Annotated in this window: 17 protein-coding genes; 6 read left to right on the forward strand and 11 right to left on the reverse strand. The window is 57.2% G+C overall.

The genetic code is table 11. The annotated features are described in order from the left end of the window. Window positions 1-165: 165 nt before the first annotated feature. On the forward strand, window positions 166-666 hold the full coding sequence (locus PHA01_RS15575) for a GFA family protein (RefSeq protein WP_271896980.1): 501 nt from the start codon (window positions 166-168) through the stop codon (window positions 664-666). Continuing rightward, window positions 663-1,499 carry an aldo/keto reductase gene (locus PHA01_RS15580; protein ID WP_271896981.1) on the forward strand — a complete coding sequence of 279 codons (837 nt, stop codon included), beginning with the start codon at window positions 663-665 and terminating at the stop codon, window positions 1,497-1,499. The genes PHA01_RS15575 and PHA01_RS15580 overlap by 4 nt, the downstream gene beginning before the upstream one ends. On the opposite strand, the gene PHA01_RS15585 is transcribed toward PHA01_RS15580, so the two are convergent. Together PHA01_RS15585 and PHA01_RS15590 are read right to left on the reverse strand one after the other, a co-directional pair. Continuing rightward, on the reverse strand, window positions 1,496-3,289 hold the full coding sequence (locus PHA01_RS15585) for a chloride channel protein (RefSeq protein WP_271896982.1): 1,794 nt from the start codon (window positions 3,287-3,289) through the stop codon (window positions 1,496-1,498). The two genes, PHA01_RS15580 and PHA01_RS15585, sit on opposite strands and share 4 nt — an antisense overlap. Before the next feature lie 138 nt (window positions 3,290-3,427). Next, the gene (locus tag PHA01_RS15590; RefSeq protein ID WP_271896984.1) at window positions 3,428-4,228 is read right to left on the reverse strand and encodes an SDR family NAD(P)-dependent oxidoreductase; all 801 of its coding nucleotides are present in this window, start codon (window positions 4,226-4,228) and stop codon (window positions 3,428-3,430) included. Between the two features lie 103 nt (window positions 4,229-4,331). On the opposite strand from PHA01_RS15590, the gene PHA01_RS15595 reads away from it, so the two are divergent. Next, window positions 4,332-5,276 (forward strand): GlxA family transcriptional regulator, encoded by a 945-nt coding sequence (locus PHA01_RS15595; RefSeq protein ID WP_271896986.1) that lies wholly within the window; start codon window positions 4,332-4,334, stop codon window positions 5,274-5,276. On the opposite strand, the gene PHA01_RS15600 is transcribed toward PHA01_RS15595, so the two are convergent. The 9 genes from PHA01_RS15600 to PHA01_RS15640 form a co-directional block, all read right to left on the reverse strand. Next, the gene (locus tag PHA01_RS15600) at window positions 5,266-6,519 is read right to left on the reverse strand and encodes a Zn-dependent hydrolase (RefSeq protein WP_271897386.1); all 1,254 of its coding nucleotides are present in this window, start codon (window positions 6,517-6,519) and stop codon (window positions 5,266-5,268) included. The two genes, PHA01_RS15595 and PHA01_RS15600, sit on opposite strands and share 11 nt — an antisense overlap. A gap of 11 nt (window positions 6,520-6,530) precedes the next feature. Next, window positions 6,531-7,301, reverse strand: coding sequence for a glutamine amidotransferase (locus PHA01_RS15605; protein WP_271896988.1), 771 nt, complete (start codon window positions 7,299-7,301; stop codon window positions 6,531-6,533). A gap of 30 nt (window positions 7,302-7,331) precedes the next feature. Further along, complete coding sequence (locus PHA01_RS15610; RefSeq protein ID WP_271896990.1) at window positions 7,332-8,423, reverse strand: phosphotriesterase family protein; 1,092 nt, start codon at window positions 8,421-8,423, stop codon at window positions 7,332-7,334. Further along, on the reverse strand, window positions 8,424-9,362 hold the full coding sequence (locus tag PHA01_RS15615; protein ID WP_271897388.1) for an ABC transporter permease: 939 nt from the start codon (window positions 9,360-9,362) through the stop codon (window positions 8,424-8,426). Between the two features lie 86 nt (window positions 9,363-9,448). Next, complete coding sequence (locus tag PHA01_RS15620; protein ID WP_271896992.1) at window positions 9,449-10,252, reverse strand: ATP-binding cassette domain-containing protein; 804 nt, start codon at window positions 10,250-10,252, stop codon at window positions 9,449-9,451. Window positions 10,253-10,325: 73 nt separating this feature from the next. Next, window positions 10,326-11,264, reverse strand: a complete 939-nt coding sequence (locus PHA01_RS15625) for an ABC transporter substrate-binding protein (RefSeq protein ID WP_114431105.1) — start codon at window positions 11,262-11,264, stop codon at window positions 10,326-10,328. A 155-nt stretch (window positions 11,265-11,419) separates the two neighbouring features. Beyond that, window positions 11,420-12,028, reverse strand: coding sequence for a cupin domain-containing protein (locus PHA01_RS15630; RefSeq protein ID WP_271896995.1), 609 nt, complete (start codon window positions 12,026-12,028; stop codon window positions 11,420-11,422). Window positions 12,029-12,141: 113 nt separating this feature from the next. Then, entirely contained in the window at window positions 12,142-13,032 is an 891-nt protein-coding gene (locus PHA01_RS15635) for an MBL fold metallo-hydrolase (RefSeq protein WP_271896997.1), read from the reverse strand. 80 nt (window positions 13,033-13,112) lie between these two features. After that, window positions 13,113-14,006 carry a DMT family transporter gene (locus PHA01_RS15640; protein WP_271896999.1) on the reverse strand — a complete coding sequence of 298 codons (894 nt, stop codon included), beginning with the start codon at window positions 14,004-14,006 and terminating at the stop codon, window positions 13,113-13,115. Between the two features lie 302 nt (window positions 14,007-14,308). On the opposite strand from PHA01_RS15640, the gene PHA01_RS15645 reads away from it, so the two are divergent. From PHA01_RS15645 to PHA01_RS15655, 3 genes are read left to right on the forward strand one after another with little or no spacing between them, the layout of a single operon-like run. Further along, window positions 14,309-15,685: a c-type cytochrome gene (locus PHA01_RS15645; protein WP_271897002.1), complete on the forward strand. Its 1,377-nt coding sequence runs from the start codon at window positions 14,309-14,311 to the stop codon at window positions 15,683-15,685. After that, on the forward strand, window positions 15,682-16,179 hold the full coding sequence (locus PHA01_RS15650; protein WP_271897004.1) for a (2Fe-2S)-binding protein: 498 nt from the start codon (window positions 15,682-15,684) through the stop codon (window positions 16,177-16,179). Before PHA01_RS15645 ends, PHA01_RS15650 begins: the two co-directional genes overlap by 4 nt. Beyond that, on the forward strand, window positions 16,179-18,440 hold the full coding sequence (locus tag PHA01_RS15655) for a xanthine dehydrogenase family protein molybdopterin-binding subunit (protein ID WP_271897006.1): 2,262 nt from the start codon (window positions 16,179-16,181) through the stop codon (window positions 18,438-18,440). Before PHA01_RS15650 ends, PHA01_RS15655 begins: the two co-directional genes overlap by 1 nt. Window positions 18,441-18,576: the final 136 nt, after the last annotated feature.

Below are 18,576 nucleotides of genomic sequence, written 5' to 3' on the forward strand. Positions count from 1 at the left end.
GAGTGTTTTGCCGGTCTTGCGGGCTGACAGAGTTAACCCAAGGAATCGAACGTTGCAATGGCGCAGCTTTCATCAATTTCACCGAATGAAAGCAGGTGCAGGCGATCCGGAGCCTTCACTTCCTGATGCAATTGCGCAATCATCGGGAGGCAAGGAGGAACATCGATGGCGACAGATTCGGATGTCTCGGGCGGCCTGACCGGCGGTTGCGTTTGCGGCCATGTGCGCTACCGCATGGAAACTGCGCCGATCATTGTCCACGGCTGCCACTGCCGTTACTGCCAGCGGATGTCGGGTTCGGCTTTCGCGGTCAACGCCATGATCGAGTCTGACCGCGTCATCCTCACCGGTGAGGGCAAGCCCGATGCGATTCATACGGCGTCAGCATTGCCTGCCGGCCAGATGATCCATCGCTGCCCGCGCTGTTCCGTACCGCTATGGGCCAATCATTCCCAGCTTGGTGAGACTTTCGCGCTCGTCTACGTTGGCACGCTGGACGATGCTTCAAAGCTATCTCCCGATATTCATTGTTTCACGACGACCAAGCATTCATGGGTCGCGCTGCCAGCGGGTGTCCCAGCCTTCGAAGGCAACTACGATGCGGAACAGGTCTGGAGCGCTGAGGCCAAAGCGCGTTTCACAACGGCGATGCAAGGTGAAGCATGATGAAGCAGACGGCTCTTCCCTCAGGTGAGATGGTTCCGGTGCTCGGTCAGGGAACATGGTTCATGGGCGAGGACAGGCGGCAGTTCTATCAGGAAGCGGATGCACTCCGGCTTGGCCTCGATCTCGGCATGAGCCTGATCGATACGGCGGAAATGTATGGCAATGGCGGGGCAGAGGAAGTGGTCGCCGAAGCCATCGAACACAGGCGCGACGAGGTGTTTCTAGTAAGCAAGGTCTTACCATCTAATGCATCACGAAGGGGTACCAGGCTCGCCTGCGAACGCAGCCTCAAGCGGCTGAAATGCGAAACGATCGACCTTTATCTCCTTCACTGGCGCGGTGGCTACGCACTTGAAGAAACGGTGGCTGGATTCGAAGACCTGATCAAGGCCGGGAAGATCCGTCATTGGGGTGTCAGCAATTTCGACACAGACGATATGGAAGAGCTTCAGGCGGTCGACGGCGGCAAGGCTGTCTCGACCAACCAGGTGCTCTATAATCTCAGCCGGCGCGGCGTCGAATTTGAGCTATTGCCTTGGTGCCAGGCGCACAAGATGCCAATAATGGCCTATTCGCCGATCGAGCAGGGTCGTATGCTCAATCATCCGGCACTCGTGCGTATTGCCAAGGAGTGCGGGGCAACTCCCGCCGCGGTGGCATTAGCCTTCGTTCTTAGCCGCGACGGTGTCATCGCCATTCCAAAGTCGAGTACTTCCAAGCACATACGGGAGAATCGCCGCGCGGTCGATGTAAAATTGACGGCCGACCAGCTCGATGCGCTCGATCAAGCCTTTCGGCCGCCGACCGGCAAACGACCACTTGAAATGCTCTAGATTTCTCCAGAAACATCGCGCCGCTGCCTGTCCAGTTCTTCGCTATAGCGGCGGAGTGTATGGCTTTCGGTGAGCAGACCGATGACGCGGCGCTCGACCAGATCATTGACGACAGCCAGTTCTTCGCTTTCCGCCTTGTCAAAAATAGCGGCGGCCTGTTTGGCGTTCATCTGTGGTTGCAGGAAGTCGTTCTTGTACTTGATCAGGCCGACGATCGATTGGCCCTCGTCCGAGCTTTCGGTCACGCCCGAATGCGCTTCGGGTACAAGAACCATGCCGGCATATTTGTGGTTCTCGTCGACAATGATCACCCGCTGGGTCGAGCCAAGCGGGAAATCGCGGCGGAACTCATCGATGCTCAGGTTGGACGGCGCTGTACGGACATCGACACGCATGAGCTTGGCCACGGTCAGATTGCGGATCCAGCCGACGTCATGCGCACTTCTGATACTTTCGCCTCTCAGGTGGAAACGCCAGGTAGCGAAGGAATAGCCGAACAGATTGCGTACAGTAAGCGAGGCGGTAATCACGGCCGCAAGGACCAGCACCGTGATCGGAAAATCACCTGTGATCTCGAGGGCAAGGAACGTCATGGTCATGGGTCCGCCGATGACCGATACGGCCAGCGCACTCATGCCCACAACGGCATATATTACCGGTGTCAACGTGGCATGAGCGAAGACGTAGGGTGCCGAATAAGCAAATAGCTTGCCCAGTAAGGCGCCCATGAACAGCGAGCCGAAAAACAGGCCGCCGCGGAAACCCGAACCGATGGAAATAGCCGAGGCAAATGACTTGAGCAGGAGGACGCCAATCAAAGCCGCAACTGGTGTTGTGTTATCGAGATTGAGGTGCAGCGCGCCATGGCCGCCGGAAAGAACCTGAGGTGAGATAAGCGCCAAAAGGCCGATGAGTGCACCGCCAAACAATGGCCGGATCGGTCCGGGAATAAAGCTCTTTCGCGCAATCTGCTCGATAAACGCTACGCCCTTCATGAGGAGGATCCCGGCCAGCGCGCAGAAGACACCGAGAAGCAGAGCCGGGATATAATCTGCCGGGACCACCGTTCCGAAACTGCCGATATCGATGATGAAATTATTGCCGGCGAGCATCCGCGCGATAATTGTTGCAGCGAGTGCTGAAACGACGACGGGCGCCAGACTAAGGATCGTATAAGAGCCGATGATCAATTCGAACGCGTAGAATGAACCCGTCAGCGGGGCATTGAATGCAGCCGCAATTGCGCCGGCTGCGCCACAACCGACGAGGATGCGCAGGTCCGACCGACGCAATTGCAGGGAGAGGCCAATCTTCGAAGCTAGGCCCGATGCGAGCTGGGTGTAGCCGGCTTCGAGACCAACCGATGCCCCGAACCCGTTGGAGATAAGGTTTTGAGCAGCAATGATGAGACTGTCATTGAGTGAAAGACGTCCGCCATGCAGCGCGTTTGCCTCGATGGGGTCGACCATGGGTCTTTTCCGATAACGGTTGAGAATGAGCAGCACCAATCCCAAAATGGCGCCGCCCGTCACAGGTGCGACGAGCAAGAGGACGTGGTCATTCGCCATGATCGACGAGAGCCGTTCGCCTTCGTTCAACCCGAAAATCAACTCGTGCATCTGCTGCGCGATGAAGCTCATGGCGGTGACGATGAAGCCCGACACGATGCCGACAGCAGCTGCCGCAAGAACGAGACCGAGTTCGGTGCTGCGGGCAAATGCCCGTAGACGACTTGGTGCAAGAAATATGGAGAATACGCCTAATCGGCGCAGTGCCAGTTTGCGAGACATTGTCGGCCCGGAGGGGTTTGATGATCAGAATGGACAGGTCGACAGCCGAATATACGTCTATTGTGTCAATGCGTTGGCACGATTCGTAGCTTTTTTCAGATTGTGGCGCGCGCAAGTCCCGCGCGCGCCATAAGTTCCTTAGTGGCTTAGCAGACGGGCAGCGGGCCTGCTGTGTGACAGGTTCGGCCCGAGTGCCTGACGCGCTGCCTCAAAGGTATTCCAGTCGGCCGCATCCGGAAGAGCAGGGATGGTGACAAGCTCCCCCTGGTCGAGGCCAGCAAGAGAGGCGTCGACCATGTCTTCCGCCGACATGACGATGCTCGCGGGAAGATTGCTGATGGGTACACCTGCGACATCCCAGAACTCCGTGCTGGTAGCGCCCGGAAGAACGGCCTGAACGCGAATGCCTTTGTCAGCAAGTTCATGATGTAGCGATTGACTGAACGCCAGCACGAAAGCTTTGGTACCACCGTACACCCCGTTCAGGAGTTCAGGGGAAATGGCCACGATCGAGGAGATATTGATGATTGTGCCGCCACCGCGCTCGACAAGCTGCTGTGCGACAGCCTTGGTAAGTCGGCTCAGCGACACGACGTTCAGCATGATCATGGCATCCATCTTGGCAGTGTCGGACTCAAGTAGGGGCGCGGCTGCGCCTACGCCGGCATTGTTGACAAGCGTGGTTATGCTTGCGTCGGTAAGCAGAATGTTTTCGATGCGCGCAATGCCTTCTTCGCTGCCCAGATCGGCAGCAACAACTTCAACTGTCCGGCCGGTTTTCGTGGTCAGGCGGGATGCCAGAGCGTCAAGTCTTTCACGGTTGCGCGCAACCAGAATGAGGTCATAGCCGCGCTTGGCAAGCCGGTCCGCATAGACAGCGCCGATGCCAGAGGATGCGCCGGTGATAAGGGCAGTGCCCTTGGATAATGTGCTAGTCATGTATCTGCTCCATGTTCGGGGATAATTCCCGTCGATGGATAGACTTTACATTTCGGGCGTTATGTCTTAAATGTCGTATATACCACCTTTTAGGACATTCGTGATGCATCACGTTGGAATCATCCTGTTCCCTGGGTTTCAGGTTCTCAATCTCGCCGCTACAACAGTGTTCGAGTTTGCCAATCTGGCTCTCGATGAGCCTTACTATGAAATAAGCCTGTTGTCGGAAAGCGGTGGGCTCATCGCTTCGTCTGCAGGATTTTCTATCGGTACTGTGCCTTTCAGCGACACTTCATTCGATACGCTGCTGGTGGTGGGTAACAATGACATCGAGCCGGTGTCATCAGGCCTGATCGATTTCTTGCGCGAAGTCGCGCCGCGATCACGCCGCATCGGCTCGACCTGTACCGGCGCGTTCATCCTTGCCGAGGCTGGGCTTCTGGACCGGCGGCGCGCGACAACGCACTGGTTCCATGCACGTGAATTTCAGCGGACTTTTCCTAACGTCAAGATGGAGGAAGATCGTATCTTCATCATAGACGGGCCGATCTGGACGTCTGCCGGCATGACCTCCTGTATCGATCTGGCTTTGGCCCTGGTGGAAAAGGATCTGGGGACCGATATAGCCAAGTCAGTTGCCCGAAAGCTCGTCGTCTATCATCGCCGTGCGGGTGGGCAATCGCAGTACTCGGCGCTGCTCGAACTCGATCCGAAGTCTGACCGGATTCAAAAAAGTCTCATCTATGCCAGGGAAAATCTGCACAAGGAGCTATCCGTAGAGCAACTCGCAGAAGTCGTGCATCTGAGCCCGCGCCAGTTCAGCAGGGCGTTTCAAGCGGAAACCGGTCAATCACCCGCCAAGGCCATCGAGAACCTACGCGTGGAGGCGGCGCGGTTGATGATTGAAAACGGGCGCATCCCGATCGAAACAATCGCCCGCGATGTTGGCTTCGGCGATCGGGAACGCATGCGCCGCGCATTTCTGCGAGCTTTCGGGCAGCCGCCGCGATACATGCAGCGGAACGCTCGGACAGAGGCTATTTCATAGCCATCTGAAGCGCGGCCAGAGTCGATTCCAGCAAAACCTGTGCGCCCAATATGGAGTGCTCGGGCTCGACGAATTCCGCTTCATTGTGGCTGAGACCATCGCGGCAAGGCACGAAGATCATGGCGGCATCGGTGACCCGTGCGAGAAAAAGCGCATCGTGGAACGCGCCCGATAGCATTGGCTTCGAGGCGACACCGAGACGCGTTGCCGCCCGATCGACAGCTTGTAACAGCAGCGGAGAAAATTGCGCCGGCGGCATGTCGAATGTTCGGCGGATGGTTACTGCACAGCCGAACGCCGCCGCCTTTTCTTCGCAGGTGACGCGAACATGGTCCTCCAGCCGCGCCAGTTCGGCAGCGTCCGGATGGCGCAGGTCGACGCTGAAGGACACCTTGCCGGGAATGGCGTTGATGGACGCCGGCTCTAACGATATGCGGCCGATGGTCAACCGGGCTCGCTCGTCATTGGGCATGACGGAATTGTAAAGCTCCTGTAGCGCTTCGGTGACTGCTACCAGCGGATCGCGGCGGAACGAGAGTTGTGTCGTTCCGGCATGGGCGGTCTGGCCCGTAACCACGACCTCAAGCCAGCGTGTACCTTGAATCGCATGGACAATACCGATCGGGATGTTCTCGCGCTCAAGCGACGGTCCCTGTTCGATATGCAATTCAAGGTAGCCCGAAAGCGGGTTTCCCAGCGGGCGCATGATTGCTTGCGGAAGAGCGTCGAGGGTCGCCGCAAGTTCCTGACCCAATACCTTGCCGTCAGGAGAATGGGCGGAATACCATTCGGTCGGAATTGCACCCGAGGCAAACGCCATCGAACCCATACAGCCCGGCGCGTATTGGCTGCCTTCCTCGTTGGTCCAGGCGACCACCTCCACGGCTCTAGGTGTCTGGATACTGGCATCCTCCAGGGATTCGAGTACTTCGAAGGCTGACAACGTACCGAGCGCGCCGTCAAATCGTCCGCCCATAGGCTGGCTGTCGAGATGACTGCCGATCAGGAAGGGCGGAAGGTCGTTGGAAAGCCCAGGCCGGTGGATGAACAAATTGGCCATCGGATCCTGGAAAACGCTAAAACCGCGCTCCAAAGCCAGATTTGCAAGTTTAGCCCGAGCGCTGCGATCTTCGGGAGACAGCGCCTGGCGATTGACGCCGCCAGCCGGGGTTGCGCCAATAGCGGCGAAGTCATCCAGTCTCTGAAGGAGACGCTCTCCGTTGATCTTGCCCCCCGTGTTCATTGCGGTTTGGGTCAATCTTTTGCAATCGCCCAGGCGAGCATCTGCTCGAACAAGGTCTTATATCCTTTCCAGGCGATGAAATCCGACGGCAGCCAGTGCGGCCCGACATCGGAGGTCCAGGCGAGCGTGCGGCCTTTGCCGTAGGTGCCGATGACCAGAAGGGGCTGTGATCCATACCCGGTCGATACCGTTGCAAGAACTTCTGCTCCGTCCTTGACCGTGACCTCGTTATAGCCGAGCAGGATCGGCCAGTCCTTGCCCAGTCCCTGCAAAATGGGATGGTCGCCGGAACCGGTGACGACAGGGGTGAACCCTTCGGGCACCTCAACGCGATCATCGACAGAAAGGCAAGTGACCGGCAGGACCTCTTCAACTGCCGTTTTGTGATAGCGCGCACCGCCATTGATGCCCTGGAAACTGTAGTAACCTCCAAACATCAGCAGCGCACCACCATTGCGAACATAGTCGCGCAACAGGCGAAGGCGATTCGGCGTAGTCTTCGAATGAATCCATGTATCGGGATGCAGGAGCAACGTATTGGCGCCGATATCGGAGAGAATGATCGCCTCATATTCGGACAGCGCTTCAATCGTCTGAGGGAAATCGCGCTGCGCTTCGTGCGCCGGCATGAATTTCACATCGAAGTCGCTGGTCTTCAGCGCCTTCAGCAATTCATCGGCGCCGGTGTGGTAAGTAACAGTCGGGAACTGGTCGAAACCCTTGATATGGGTTGCGGTGGAAACCCACGATTCGCCCGCGAGAAGAACTTTGTGTTTGGACATGAAAACTCCTTGAATACCAAAACGCAGCGATCATGCCGCCGCAGAAAATACGGATTTGGGGTTGTCTGTGAGCATGCGCTCGATGGTTCCGGCGTCGATGCCGTGGCGCTTGAGGCGTGGCACAAAGTGCTTGAGAATATAGCCGTATCCGAAGCCGCCAAAACGGGTCAGCATCATCTTCAGGAATACGTCCTGAGAAAGCAGAACGCGGTCGCCAAAACCCATATCGACGAGTGAGCGAATGGCACGGGCGTTCTGTTCGTCGGATGGTGATTGAGCATCTTGATCGGCGTAGTAATAATCCATGCCGATCATATCGTATTCGAGGAACGCCCCGCGCTTGGCGAGCCCGACCTGGTAGGGCAGATCCTCGTGACTGGGGTTCATATGGCAGAGTATCGTGTGGCAAAGGTCGGCGCCTTCTCCTTCGACGATGTCCAGCACTTCATTGGCGAGACGCTCCCAACCCGGCAGATGGATCGATAGAGGTACGCCGGTGAGACGGGACGCACGCGCTGAGGCGCGCAACGACTTGCGCTCTTCGGATGTGAAGTCCTTGCTGACACCAACTTCACCGATGATACCCGCCATGATCTCGGGTTGCGTATCGCCGCCACCCACATCGTTGACGAGAAATTCGGTGACCGCATCGACATCCATGTCCTTCAACCATTCAGGATGAGTGTGTTGCAGATAAAAGCCGGAGCCCATGACAATCTTCAGACTGGCCATGCGGGAGATGCGCCGCAACTTCACCGGATCGCGGCCGATGCCGATGTTGGTGGGATCGACGACGGTGTGGCCACCGAGCGCCTGAAAGCGCTTGAGTTCGGAAAGGGCGAGATCCGTATCGTCCAAAGAAACGTTGTCGCGATTCATGTATGGATTCATGCGCAATTCGCCGATGATCTCGATCGATACCGGTTGATCTGCGATTGCCAATTCGTCGGGATGGCACGGGCATTTCCACGTTGTCGCTCCATCCAGCAGAATATGCTCATGCATCAGGGTAACGCCCATTTCACCAACAGCCAGAGGCCCCTGAACGGTCATCACCGTTCCAGACTTGATCCCGATCGGTGCCCGTTCACGTTCATTACTCTGAAAGTCGAGACCAGTCATTCATCTGCTCCGGATCGCGCCGCGAAACAGCCGGAAGTTAAGCCAGATCGCAACCAAAATGATCGTGCCGGTAACGATGGGCGTGAGAAATGGTGACATATGCGCAAGGATAAGGCCGTTGCCGATGACAGCGACGGTCAAGGCTCCAAGCACGGTGCCAATCAGCGTGCCCCGGCCACCGAAGAGACTGGTGCCGCCAAGCACGACGGCGGCAATCACTTCCAGCTCAAAGCCTTGTCCGGCATTGGACGAACCAGAACCGAGGCGGGCGGCGAGGATGATACCAGCCGCTGCCGCTGCCGTGCTCGAGAGCAAATAAACCATCAATGTTGTCAGCCGCGTATCGACACCGGCGCGGCGTACTGCTTCGGCGTTGGCACCGATGCCGGTAACGTAGCGGCCGAAGCGGGTTTCATTGAAGACGAGGTACGCGACGACAAGCACGACGAGGGCAATCAGCGCGGGGACCGGCACACCGAGAAACCAGGCGCGGCCGATGACCGTGAACGGGCTTGTTGCTTCGACCGGGATGGAATAACCGCCAGTGATAAGCAGGGCTATGCCGCGGATGACGGACAGCCCGGCCAGCGTAACGATGAAGGCGGGTATACGCTCATAGGCGATGAAAAACCCCTGAATTGCACCAATGGCAGCACCGAGCAGCAGCATGGCGATGACAACCAGTGGCCAAGGAAGGCCGGCCTGCAATGTTACCGCCGACAGGGTGGCGACGAGTGCGAGTACGGAACCGACCGAAAGGTCGATACCCCCTGTGGTGATCACGAATGTCATGGCGGCAGCCACGATTAGTAGCGGCGCCGACTGCCTGACGATGTTGAGTAGGTTGGGCGCAGTCAGAAAGGCTTCGGTGATGCCGGAGAACAAAAGACACACGACCAAGAAGAAAATGGCGATGGAAACGACGCTGCCGTTGGCCATGAAACGATCGTACAGCGTGCTTTTCCGGACGCGCGTTTGAGCGGCGGCCGGATGCAGGGCATCGTTGCTTGAAGTCGATGGATTGCTCACGGCCGTGCTCCATTTTCTTCGCTGCGGCGTGCCGAACGTGCCTGGAATTTGCGGCCAACGATGAGGTTCACGACGTCTTCGATGCTTGTGTCTTCAATGCGCCTTTCGGCGACATTACGGCCCTCATACATGACCTGGATGCGGTCGCAGACCAGGAACAGATCCTGCAGCCGGTGGGTGATCAGGATCACGCTGACGCCGCGGGCGCTGACTGCACGAATAAGATCAAGAACTGCCTCAACCTCCGCCACAGCGAGGGCTGCGGTTGGTTCGTCCATGATGAGAACGGAAGGTTCGAAGGAAGCCGCGCGGCCAATGGCGATGGATTGACGCTGGCCACCGGAGAGATTTTCAACCTTCAAACCCGTATCCGCAATGACGATGCCAAGCCGGTCGAGCATGGTGCGGGCCTCATCGTGCATCCGCCTTTTATCGAGAAAAGGCACACCCAAGATCCGGCGTCTCGGTTCCCTTCCAAGGAATATGTTGCCCGCCACGTCAACGGTATCGCACAGGGAAAGGTCCTGATAAACCATCTCCACATGTTCCGATCTTGCGTCGGCGGGCGAGGAAAAAGATACGGTCTTGCCGTCGATCTCGATAGTTCCTGCGTCCGGTATGACTGCTCCGGACAAGACCTTGCTCAGGGTCGATTTGCCTGCACCATTGTCACCGACGAGACCGAGCACTTCACCGGGCTTTAGGCTCAACGATACATTGTCGAGTGTCTGGATCGTATTGTACCGCTTGGATATGCCGGTCATGCGGACCCGGTAGGTTTCATTGCCAATATCGTTCATCGCAATACCATTGGGTTAAAATGACGATAGGATTGGGCGCGGCATGTGCGGCCGCGCCCTTGCAGCACTTGTTCTACTTGAACATGCCACGGAACTGATCGACGTTATCCTTCGTAACAATTGTTACCGGCACATTGATGATGGGCTCGATTTTTTCGCCCTTCTTCAGCTTGGTCAATGCCTCGATGGCAGCCTTGCCCTCACCGGCAGGATCCTGCTGAACAACAGCTGTAACCCAGCCGGCGTCGATGCCTTCAACGGCCTGCTTGGTCAGGTCCCAACCGAATACCTTGACGTCTCCCGTGCGGCCCTGGCTCGTGACGGCCGAAACGGCACCGACCAGCGCAGGCTCACCCGTCGCATAAAGCGTCGTCATGTCAGGATTGGCGGTCATCAGGTTTTCGGCGGCGGTCAGAGCCACGTCCTGTACGTTCTGGCCATCGACGGTATCGAGGAAAGTGATCTTCTGGCCACTGTCCGCAACAGCCTTCTTGAAACCGTCCAGACGCTGGTTCTGAATGAACGAATTGAGCGCGCCAATCACGCCGATCTTGGCAGTTCCCGACAAGTTGGACTTGACGTAGTCAGCATAGAACTTGCCGATGTCTTCGCCCGCCTTGGTGTTGTCGACACCGACAAAGGCGATGTTGTCACCGTCGGGAATCTGCGCATCGATGGCAATGACCGGGATGCCGGCAGCTTTGGCAGCAGTGATTGCGGGTTTGACGCCGTTCACATCGATCGCAACCAGGATGATGCCGTCGACCTTCTGGGTGATGTAATTCTCCATGGCGTCATTCTGGGCGCTTGGAACATTGTTGGCGTTGAAGATAACCAGTTTGGCGCCGGCCGCGTCGGCGGCTTTCTGTGCACCTTCGTTGATCTGGTTGAAGAAAAGCGCCTGCTGGTTGATCGTGACCAGCGCAAAGGTATCGGCCCAGGCGGACGAGCCAACAACAAGAGACATGGCAATGGCCGCAGCGCAGCCCGAAAGTATTTTGGTAAGACGCATCCCGATTCCCCTTTTATTTGATGGAACGCCCATGTGAGGGCTTGCTTAAAAACTGAACGCGAGGGCATAATTCAAGAGACTTGAATGCATGTCAAGTAGTTTGAACCGACATTGGAACAAGTTCAAATCTAATGCCAAACGGACGGCCGCCGCGCTTAGAACGTCGGTGGTGTATTGACCCAGAAGATACTTGCACGCTTGTTGCCCGTGTTCCGGTAGGAATGGGGCAGATCGGAGTTGAAGACGAATGCGTCGCCTTCCGTCAGCTGAAAGTGTTTTTCGCCGACGGTGAGTTCGACTTCGCCCGCCAGGATATAGCCCACTTCTTCGCCTGCGTGCTGGATCGGCCCGGCGCTGGCTCCGTCCTTTTCGATATGATGGATGTTGCACTGGAGAAGGTGTCCAGGTGAATAGGGTATGATGCGCTCCAGCGAGATGCCTTCACCGCGCCGCAAAGGATCGAGTGCAATCAGGGGCCTGGCGCCGGCGCGAAAGACGATGCCTTCCTCGCCGTCCGACTCTTCGAACATCCAGCCAATATTGGTTTCGAGGACCTGGACCAATCGGTGTAGCATAGGCAGGGAAGGCGATGCCTTGCCGTTCTCGATCTTGGACAGGAGGCTTTCTGAACAGTTGGCGGCTTCGGAGAGGGCCTTCAGTGTGAGGCCGCGTGTCTGCCGTGCCAGTTTCAGCCGGATGCCAAGCCGGGCCGGATTGGTCTCAGTGATACCGTTGGGCTGTTTTTCGAGTTCAATCTTGTTCATGCCTTGCCTGACCTGTCATGCTGGTCATTGGGTTGTGAATTCGTAAATCTGGTCAGCAGATTTAGAGTAGACGACCTCGCATACCTTGGCGCTCATGACCTGACAATGCAAGGTCAATCCCATTTCGTGTCGCCGAGTGCATTCAGGGGTATTTTCAGAAAGCGTTCGCCGTTCGCTTCTGGTTCAGGCAGCCGTCCACCATTGATGTTGACCTGCAGGGCTGCCAGAATAAGTCTGGGCATGGGCAGGGTCTTGTCGCGGGCTTGTCTCATTGCCACGAACTCTGCTTGAGAATTGCATTGGGAGATGTGGATATTCTGGCGCTTCTGGTCGCCTACAGTGCTTTCCCATCGAGGTTCGCGCCCCCCGGGCTGATAGTCGTGGCCGACAAAGACCTTGGTCTCGTCCGGGAGCGCTAGAATGGATTCAATGGATTGCCATAGCTGACCGGCGCTCCCCCCGGGAAAGTCACAGCGGGCGGTCCCGCCATCCGGCATAAACATTGTATCGTGAATGAAGGCGGAATCGCCAATGACATAGGTGATCGACGCAAGCGTATGGCCTGGAGAGAACATCACTGTGCCGGTCAGCTGCCCGATATTGAAGCGGTCTCCGGCGTTAAACAGGTGGTCCCATTGCGATCCGTTTGCGGGAAAATCCGGCCAGTTGTAAAATTGCTTCCATAAGGCCTGAACCTCGATGACATGGCCGCCGATTGCGGTCGTTGCGCCCGTTCTAGTTCGCAGGTAATCGGCTGCTGAAAAATGGTCGGCGTGCGGATGGGTCTCCAGTATCCACTCGACCTTCAAGCTATTGGCGTCAACGAACTCCAATATTCGGTCGGCGTTGACGGTTGCAGTCGCGCCTGACTTTTCGTCGAAATCCAGAACCGAATCGATGATTGCACAATGCCGGGTCACGGGATCAGCAACGACGTATTGGACGGAATTCGTTCGTTTGTCGAAGAATGCTTGAACATCCGGTTTTATGGCGGCTTCCAACATTTTCGCGCGTCCCCCGAACTCGAACCAGACATGATTCTCGCCGCTTTCGGTTCCGCTTGTCAATCAGCGTAAAGATTGGGTCACGATACATTATTCTGCTGAACCAGGCGCCGCGCTTTGGCTTTTCGCGATGCACCGGAAATGACATGCACGATCACCGCCGCGAAAACGATCGATCCACCAAACACTGTACTCATGCTTGGCACCTCGTTGAACACGAGCCAGACCCAGAATGGCGCCAAGGGGGCATCGAGGGAACCGATCAGCGCAGTTTCGATCGGCGGAAGGAGCTTGGCTCCAAGGGTGAAGAGGGCAAGGCCCACGGCTGAAACCAATATGCCGAAAAGCGCGATCAGCATCAGATCATTGGCGGTCACGCCAAGCGGATTGCCAAGCGGCCAGCAGACGAGAGAACTGAAGAGAGCCGACAGGCAGGCCGCCGGCATGACAGAAACATCCGGCGAACGGCGGACAATGATCATCAGCACCGCCATGCACAGTGTCATGCCAAAAGCGAGAACATCACCAAAGACAGTGCCTTCGACGCTGAAACCAACCATGAGTGACACCCCGATCGCAGCAGCGATGCTGGCGAGAACGGCGCTCCACGTCGATCTTTCACCCAGAACGAACCAGCCAAGAATTGCGGCCACAAAAGGGATCGTGGCATAGATGACAGCAACATGGGCCACCGTGGTCTCCTTCAAGGCACTGATGAAAAACACCATGCCGAGCGCGGAAATTCCAACGAAAAGCCAGCCAGCCCGACCCATGTCGCGGAAGCTTGCCCAGAACCGACCATGCTCGGTAAAGGCCATCACCGTTGCAATGCCGAGCGAACCGAAAATCCCGCGCCATGCTAGAATGGTCCAATTGTCCTGCGGGATGACGCGCGTGAACAAACCCGCAAGGCTCCATGCAATTGCCGAGCCGGTCACGAAAATCAGTCCCAGTTGATAAGCCGATGGCCGCATGATCGCCTTGACGGTTCGAGGATCGGATGCACGCGTGATCTAGCGCCGCTGTTGCGCGAGATGGCAAGGCTACGAAGGCCAAAATTGAGATGCTACTGACATGGTGATGTCAGTTGTTGCGTAAGAAACGGCTTATGTAGTTTGTATAACGATCACACAAACTTGATTGCATTGCGCTCCGGCTTAATTGACCCAAGTTGTTGATATATCTAACATTGGATTCGTTCTAAGTTCTCGCCAACTTTTGCACGCGCCAAGTATGCCGGCCCCGATGGTTGGACGTTTGATTCCAAGGATTGCCTGTGAAATTCGGACGTTTTCTTACCGGTCTTGGAGCCCTGATCGTTGTCGGTGTAGCGGGCGCTTTTGTTTACGCGTGGAAGCCGGAAATTGCTCCAATCAAACCACCAGAACGTGCATCCTTCGATCAGACCTTGATTGAGCATGGGGCGAAACTGGCCGCCGTCGGCAATTGCACGGCTTGCCATACCAATCCCGGCGGAAAATCCTTTGCCGGCGGGCTGACCATTCCAACACCGTTTGGGACGATCTATTCCAGCAACATCACGCCCGACGCTGAGACGGGTATAGGAACATGGTCGGAAGCGGCTTTTCAGCGGGCCATGCGCGACGGCGTCGGACGCAAGGGCGTGCATCTCTACCCTGCGTTTCCCTATGACCATTTCACCAATGTCTCGGATGACGACAACCGTGCCTTGTATGCCTTCCTGATGACACGTCAGCCGGTGACAGCCACGCCACCGCCGAACGAGCTGCCTTTCCCCTTGAACGTGCGTCTGGTTCTGGCTGGCTGGAAGATGCTGTTCTTCAGGGATGGCGCCTATCAGGCCGATGCAGGCCAAAACGAGGAATGGAACCGTGGTGCCTATCTCGTCAATGGCCTGGGCCATTGTGGTGCGTGCCACACACCGCGCAACTCACTCGGTGCCGAAAAAGCTTCACTGCACCTTGCCGGCGGCGAAGCCGAGGGTTGGAGTGCTTTCGCGCTCGATGGCTCGTCATCCGCACCCGTTGTTTGGGACAAGGATAGCCTCTACACCTATCTACGGCAGGGCTGGCATCCGGATCACGGCGTCGCTAACGGCCCTATGGGTGAAGTTACCGGAAATCTCGGACTGCTGCCGGACAGCGATATTCGTGCGATGGCGACTTACATCGCATCGATCATGGGCGAACCTTCGGCGGAACGTCGCGCTAACTCAGACAAACTCCTAGAAGAGATAAAATCGGGCCCGATCACATCTGCGATAAGCAACGATCAATCGGCATCAGGCGGAAAAGGGGCTGCGATCTATCAAGCTGCTTGCGCAGTTTGCCATGAAAACGGTCGGCCGCAACCGTTTGGCGGGCTTGATCTGCGGCTCAGCTCGACGGTGAATGCACCAGACGCGCAGAACGCCATCAACATGGTGCTCTATGGCCTTCCGGCTGCAAGTGGCCGGACGAGCGCTATCATGCCGGGTTTCGCCGATGTGCTGACCAATAATCAACTGAACGATCTGCTTGGCTATCTGCGCCAGCATTTTACTGACCAGGCCGCGTGGACCGATGTAGTCCAGCGTGCGGCCGATACCAGAACCGGTAAATACCATGTCAGCGTCCGGCCCTCCGACGGGATCGAGCGCGGCCCCAGCAATATAGGAGCGGAGGATCAGTGATGAAACTCAACGTCAATGGCAGCACGCACGAAGTGGATGCCGATCCCGCGACGCCGCTGCTCTATGTCTTGCGCAACGACCTCGAACTCAACGCTGCCAAGTTCGGTTGTGGACTGGGGCAGTGCGGCGCCTGCACGGTGATGGTGGACGGGAAGGCAATTTTTTCCTGCCTGACACCGATCCTCTTGCTTGAGGGGCGCGAGATCAAGACTGTGGAGGGTCTTGGAACCATCGATAGTCCTGGCCCGATGCAACAGGCATTCATCGAAGAGCAGGCTGCGCAATGCGGCTATTGCATTCCCGGGATGATGATGCGGGCCCAGGCATTGTTGCAATCCAAGCCGGACGCGAGCGATGCGGAAATCCAAGTGACGCTTGAACCCAATCTGTGCCGTTGCGGAACGCATATGCGTATTCTCAAAGCCGTGAAACGCGCTCGCGAGCTGATGAAAACAGCGGCCATGGCACCTGCAAGCGGCGAAAGGAAAGTCTGATGACCGCTCCTCGCTTCCCGAATGTTACGCGCCGCAATCTGTTGCTGGGTACCGGGGCGCTGGTCGTCAGTTTTTCGCTGAAAGACCATGCCTTCGCCCAGGAGGGCGAACTCAATGTACCGGCGAAACCACCAGAACCGGTAGCGGCCGGTCCCAAACTGCCCGGTAGTCTGGCCGATACGCCTTCACTGGACGCATGGATCCGGATCGATGCGGATAGCTCGGTCACGGTCTACACCGGCAAGGCAGAACTCGGGCAGGGAACCAAGACGTCGCTGCGTCAGATCGCGGCGGAAGAACTCGAAGTTCCCCCTGCGTCGATCAATCTGATTACTGCTGATACGGCAATTACCCCGGACGAGGGTTTTACTGCGGGGAGCCAGACAGTCCAGAACAGTGGCACGGCAATCCGCAATGCCGCGGCGCAGGTACGCGAGATTCTGATCCAGCAGGCGAGCGGCAAGCTGCAAGTTCCTGCCGATCGGCTCAAAGCGCAAAATGGTCGCATTGTCGGACCTGACGGCAATTCGATCGGATATGGCGAAGTGGTCATGACCGATATGCTGCATGTGGACGCGCAGCCGAAGTCGAAGCTCAAGTCCCCGGACGCCTATGAATATATTGGCAAGCCTTTCGCGCGTGTGGATATCCCGGCTAAGGTTACCGGCGGTGCCGCATATGTACAGGATATGCGGCTGCCGGGGATGTTGCATGCTCGCGTTGTCCGCCCGCCAAGTTGGTTCGCGACGCTGAAGGATATCGATACAGCCACCATCAAGGCGATGCCGGGTGTGGTTGCTGTTATTCGTGATGGCAACTTTCTCGCAGTGGCTGCGGAGAAGGAGTTTCAGGCCGTACAGGCCATGCGGGCTCTGACGGGCCTTGCCGAGTGGGAGGAAAAACCCCGCCTGCCGAACGAGCAGGATCTTCCCGCCGTTCTGCAAAAGAGTGAAAGCGAGCAGGGCGTCGTCGCTGAGGCCGGCGGCGATTTTACTGGTGGCGTAAAGACATTCAGTGCTCAATTCATGCGACCATACCAGATGCACGCATCGATCGGACCCTCGTGCTCCGTGGCTCATCTCGACAACGGCACGATGACGGTGTGGACCCATACCCAGGGTGTTTATCCGGACCGCAAGGCTATCGCGCAAATGCTCGGCATGCCGCTGGACAAGGTACGCTGCATCCATACGGAGGGATCAGGCTGCTATGGACACAATGGCGCCGACGATGCAGCCGGCGACGCGGCATTGATTGCGCGAGCGCTTCCAGGCCGTCCTATCAAAGTACAGTGGATGCGCGACCAGGAGCATCTATGGGAGCCCTATGGTCCGGCAATGCTGACCAAGGTCAGCGCATCGCTGGATGCATCAGGCAAGGTCGTCAATTGGAAATATGACCTTTGGAGCAACACCCACTCGGCAAGGCCGGGCAGTGCGGGCGCACTGTTACCCGGGCAACTGATGGCATCGGGGTATCCACCAGACAAACCCGTCATGAGCATCACGCCGCTTGGCAATGGCGATCGCAACGCCATACCGCTTTATTCCATCCCCAATATGCGGGTGCTTTGGCACTTCGTTGCCGATATGCCAGTGCGGGTTTCTTCGCTACGCGGGCTGGGCGCCTATGCAAACGTCTTTTCGATTGAAAGTTTCATGGATCAACTGGCGAAGGAAGCAGGAGCCGATCCGGTTGAGTTCCGCCTCAGGCACATGGAGGATCCAAGGGCACGCAAGGTGATCACGACGGCGGCCGAGGCTTCTAACTGGTCGAACGAGCCCATGCCGGAGGGACGTGGCCGGGGATTTGCTTTTGCCAAATACAAGAACCATGCAGCCTATCTGGCACTGGCGATGGAGATCGATGTCGACAAGGAAACGGGCAAGATTCGCATACCGCGCATTGTTTCTGCTGTCGATTGCGGCGAGGCCGTGGCCCCCGACAGCATCCGCAACCAGACGGAGGGCGGCATCATCCAGTCCTTGAGCTGGACAATGTACGAAGAGGTCAACTTCGACAATACCCGGATCACGAGTTCGGATTGGTCAACCTATCCGATCCTGCGTTTTAGTGCGGTACCGGGTAGTCTCGACGTTCACATCGTTGACAATCCCGGTTCGCCCTATCTCGGCGTCGCCGAAGCTGCGCAGGGACCAACCTCCGCTGCACTTGCCAATGCGATCGCCAATGCGACAGGCAAGCGTCTCTACAATCTGCCTTTTTCGCCGGCGCGGGTGAAAGCAACGCTCGGAGTTTGACACGACTTCAGCGTAAGGTGATTTGGCTGGAGCCTTTGCAGCATGCGGTCTTGATTGGTGGGGTGCCCTGTCGCATAACTGCGGCGCATTCATCCGCAGTCGGCATTCGCAGCTGGGCTGGAAGCGCGCCATGCCA

Source organism: Candidatus Phyllobacterium onerii, from assembly GCF_028331445.1.
Taxonomy (GTDB): Bacteria; Pseudomonadota; Alphaproteobacteria; order Rhizobiales; family Rhizobiaceae; genus Phyllobacterium; species Phyllobacterium onerii.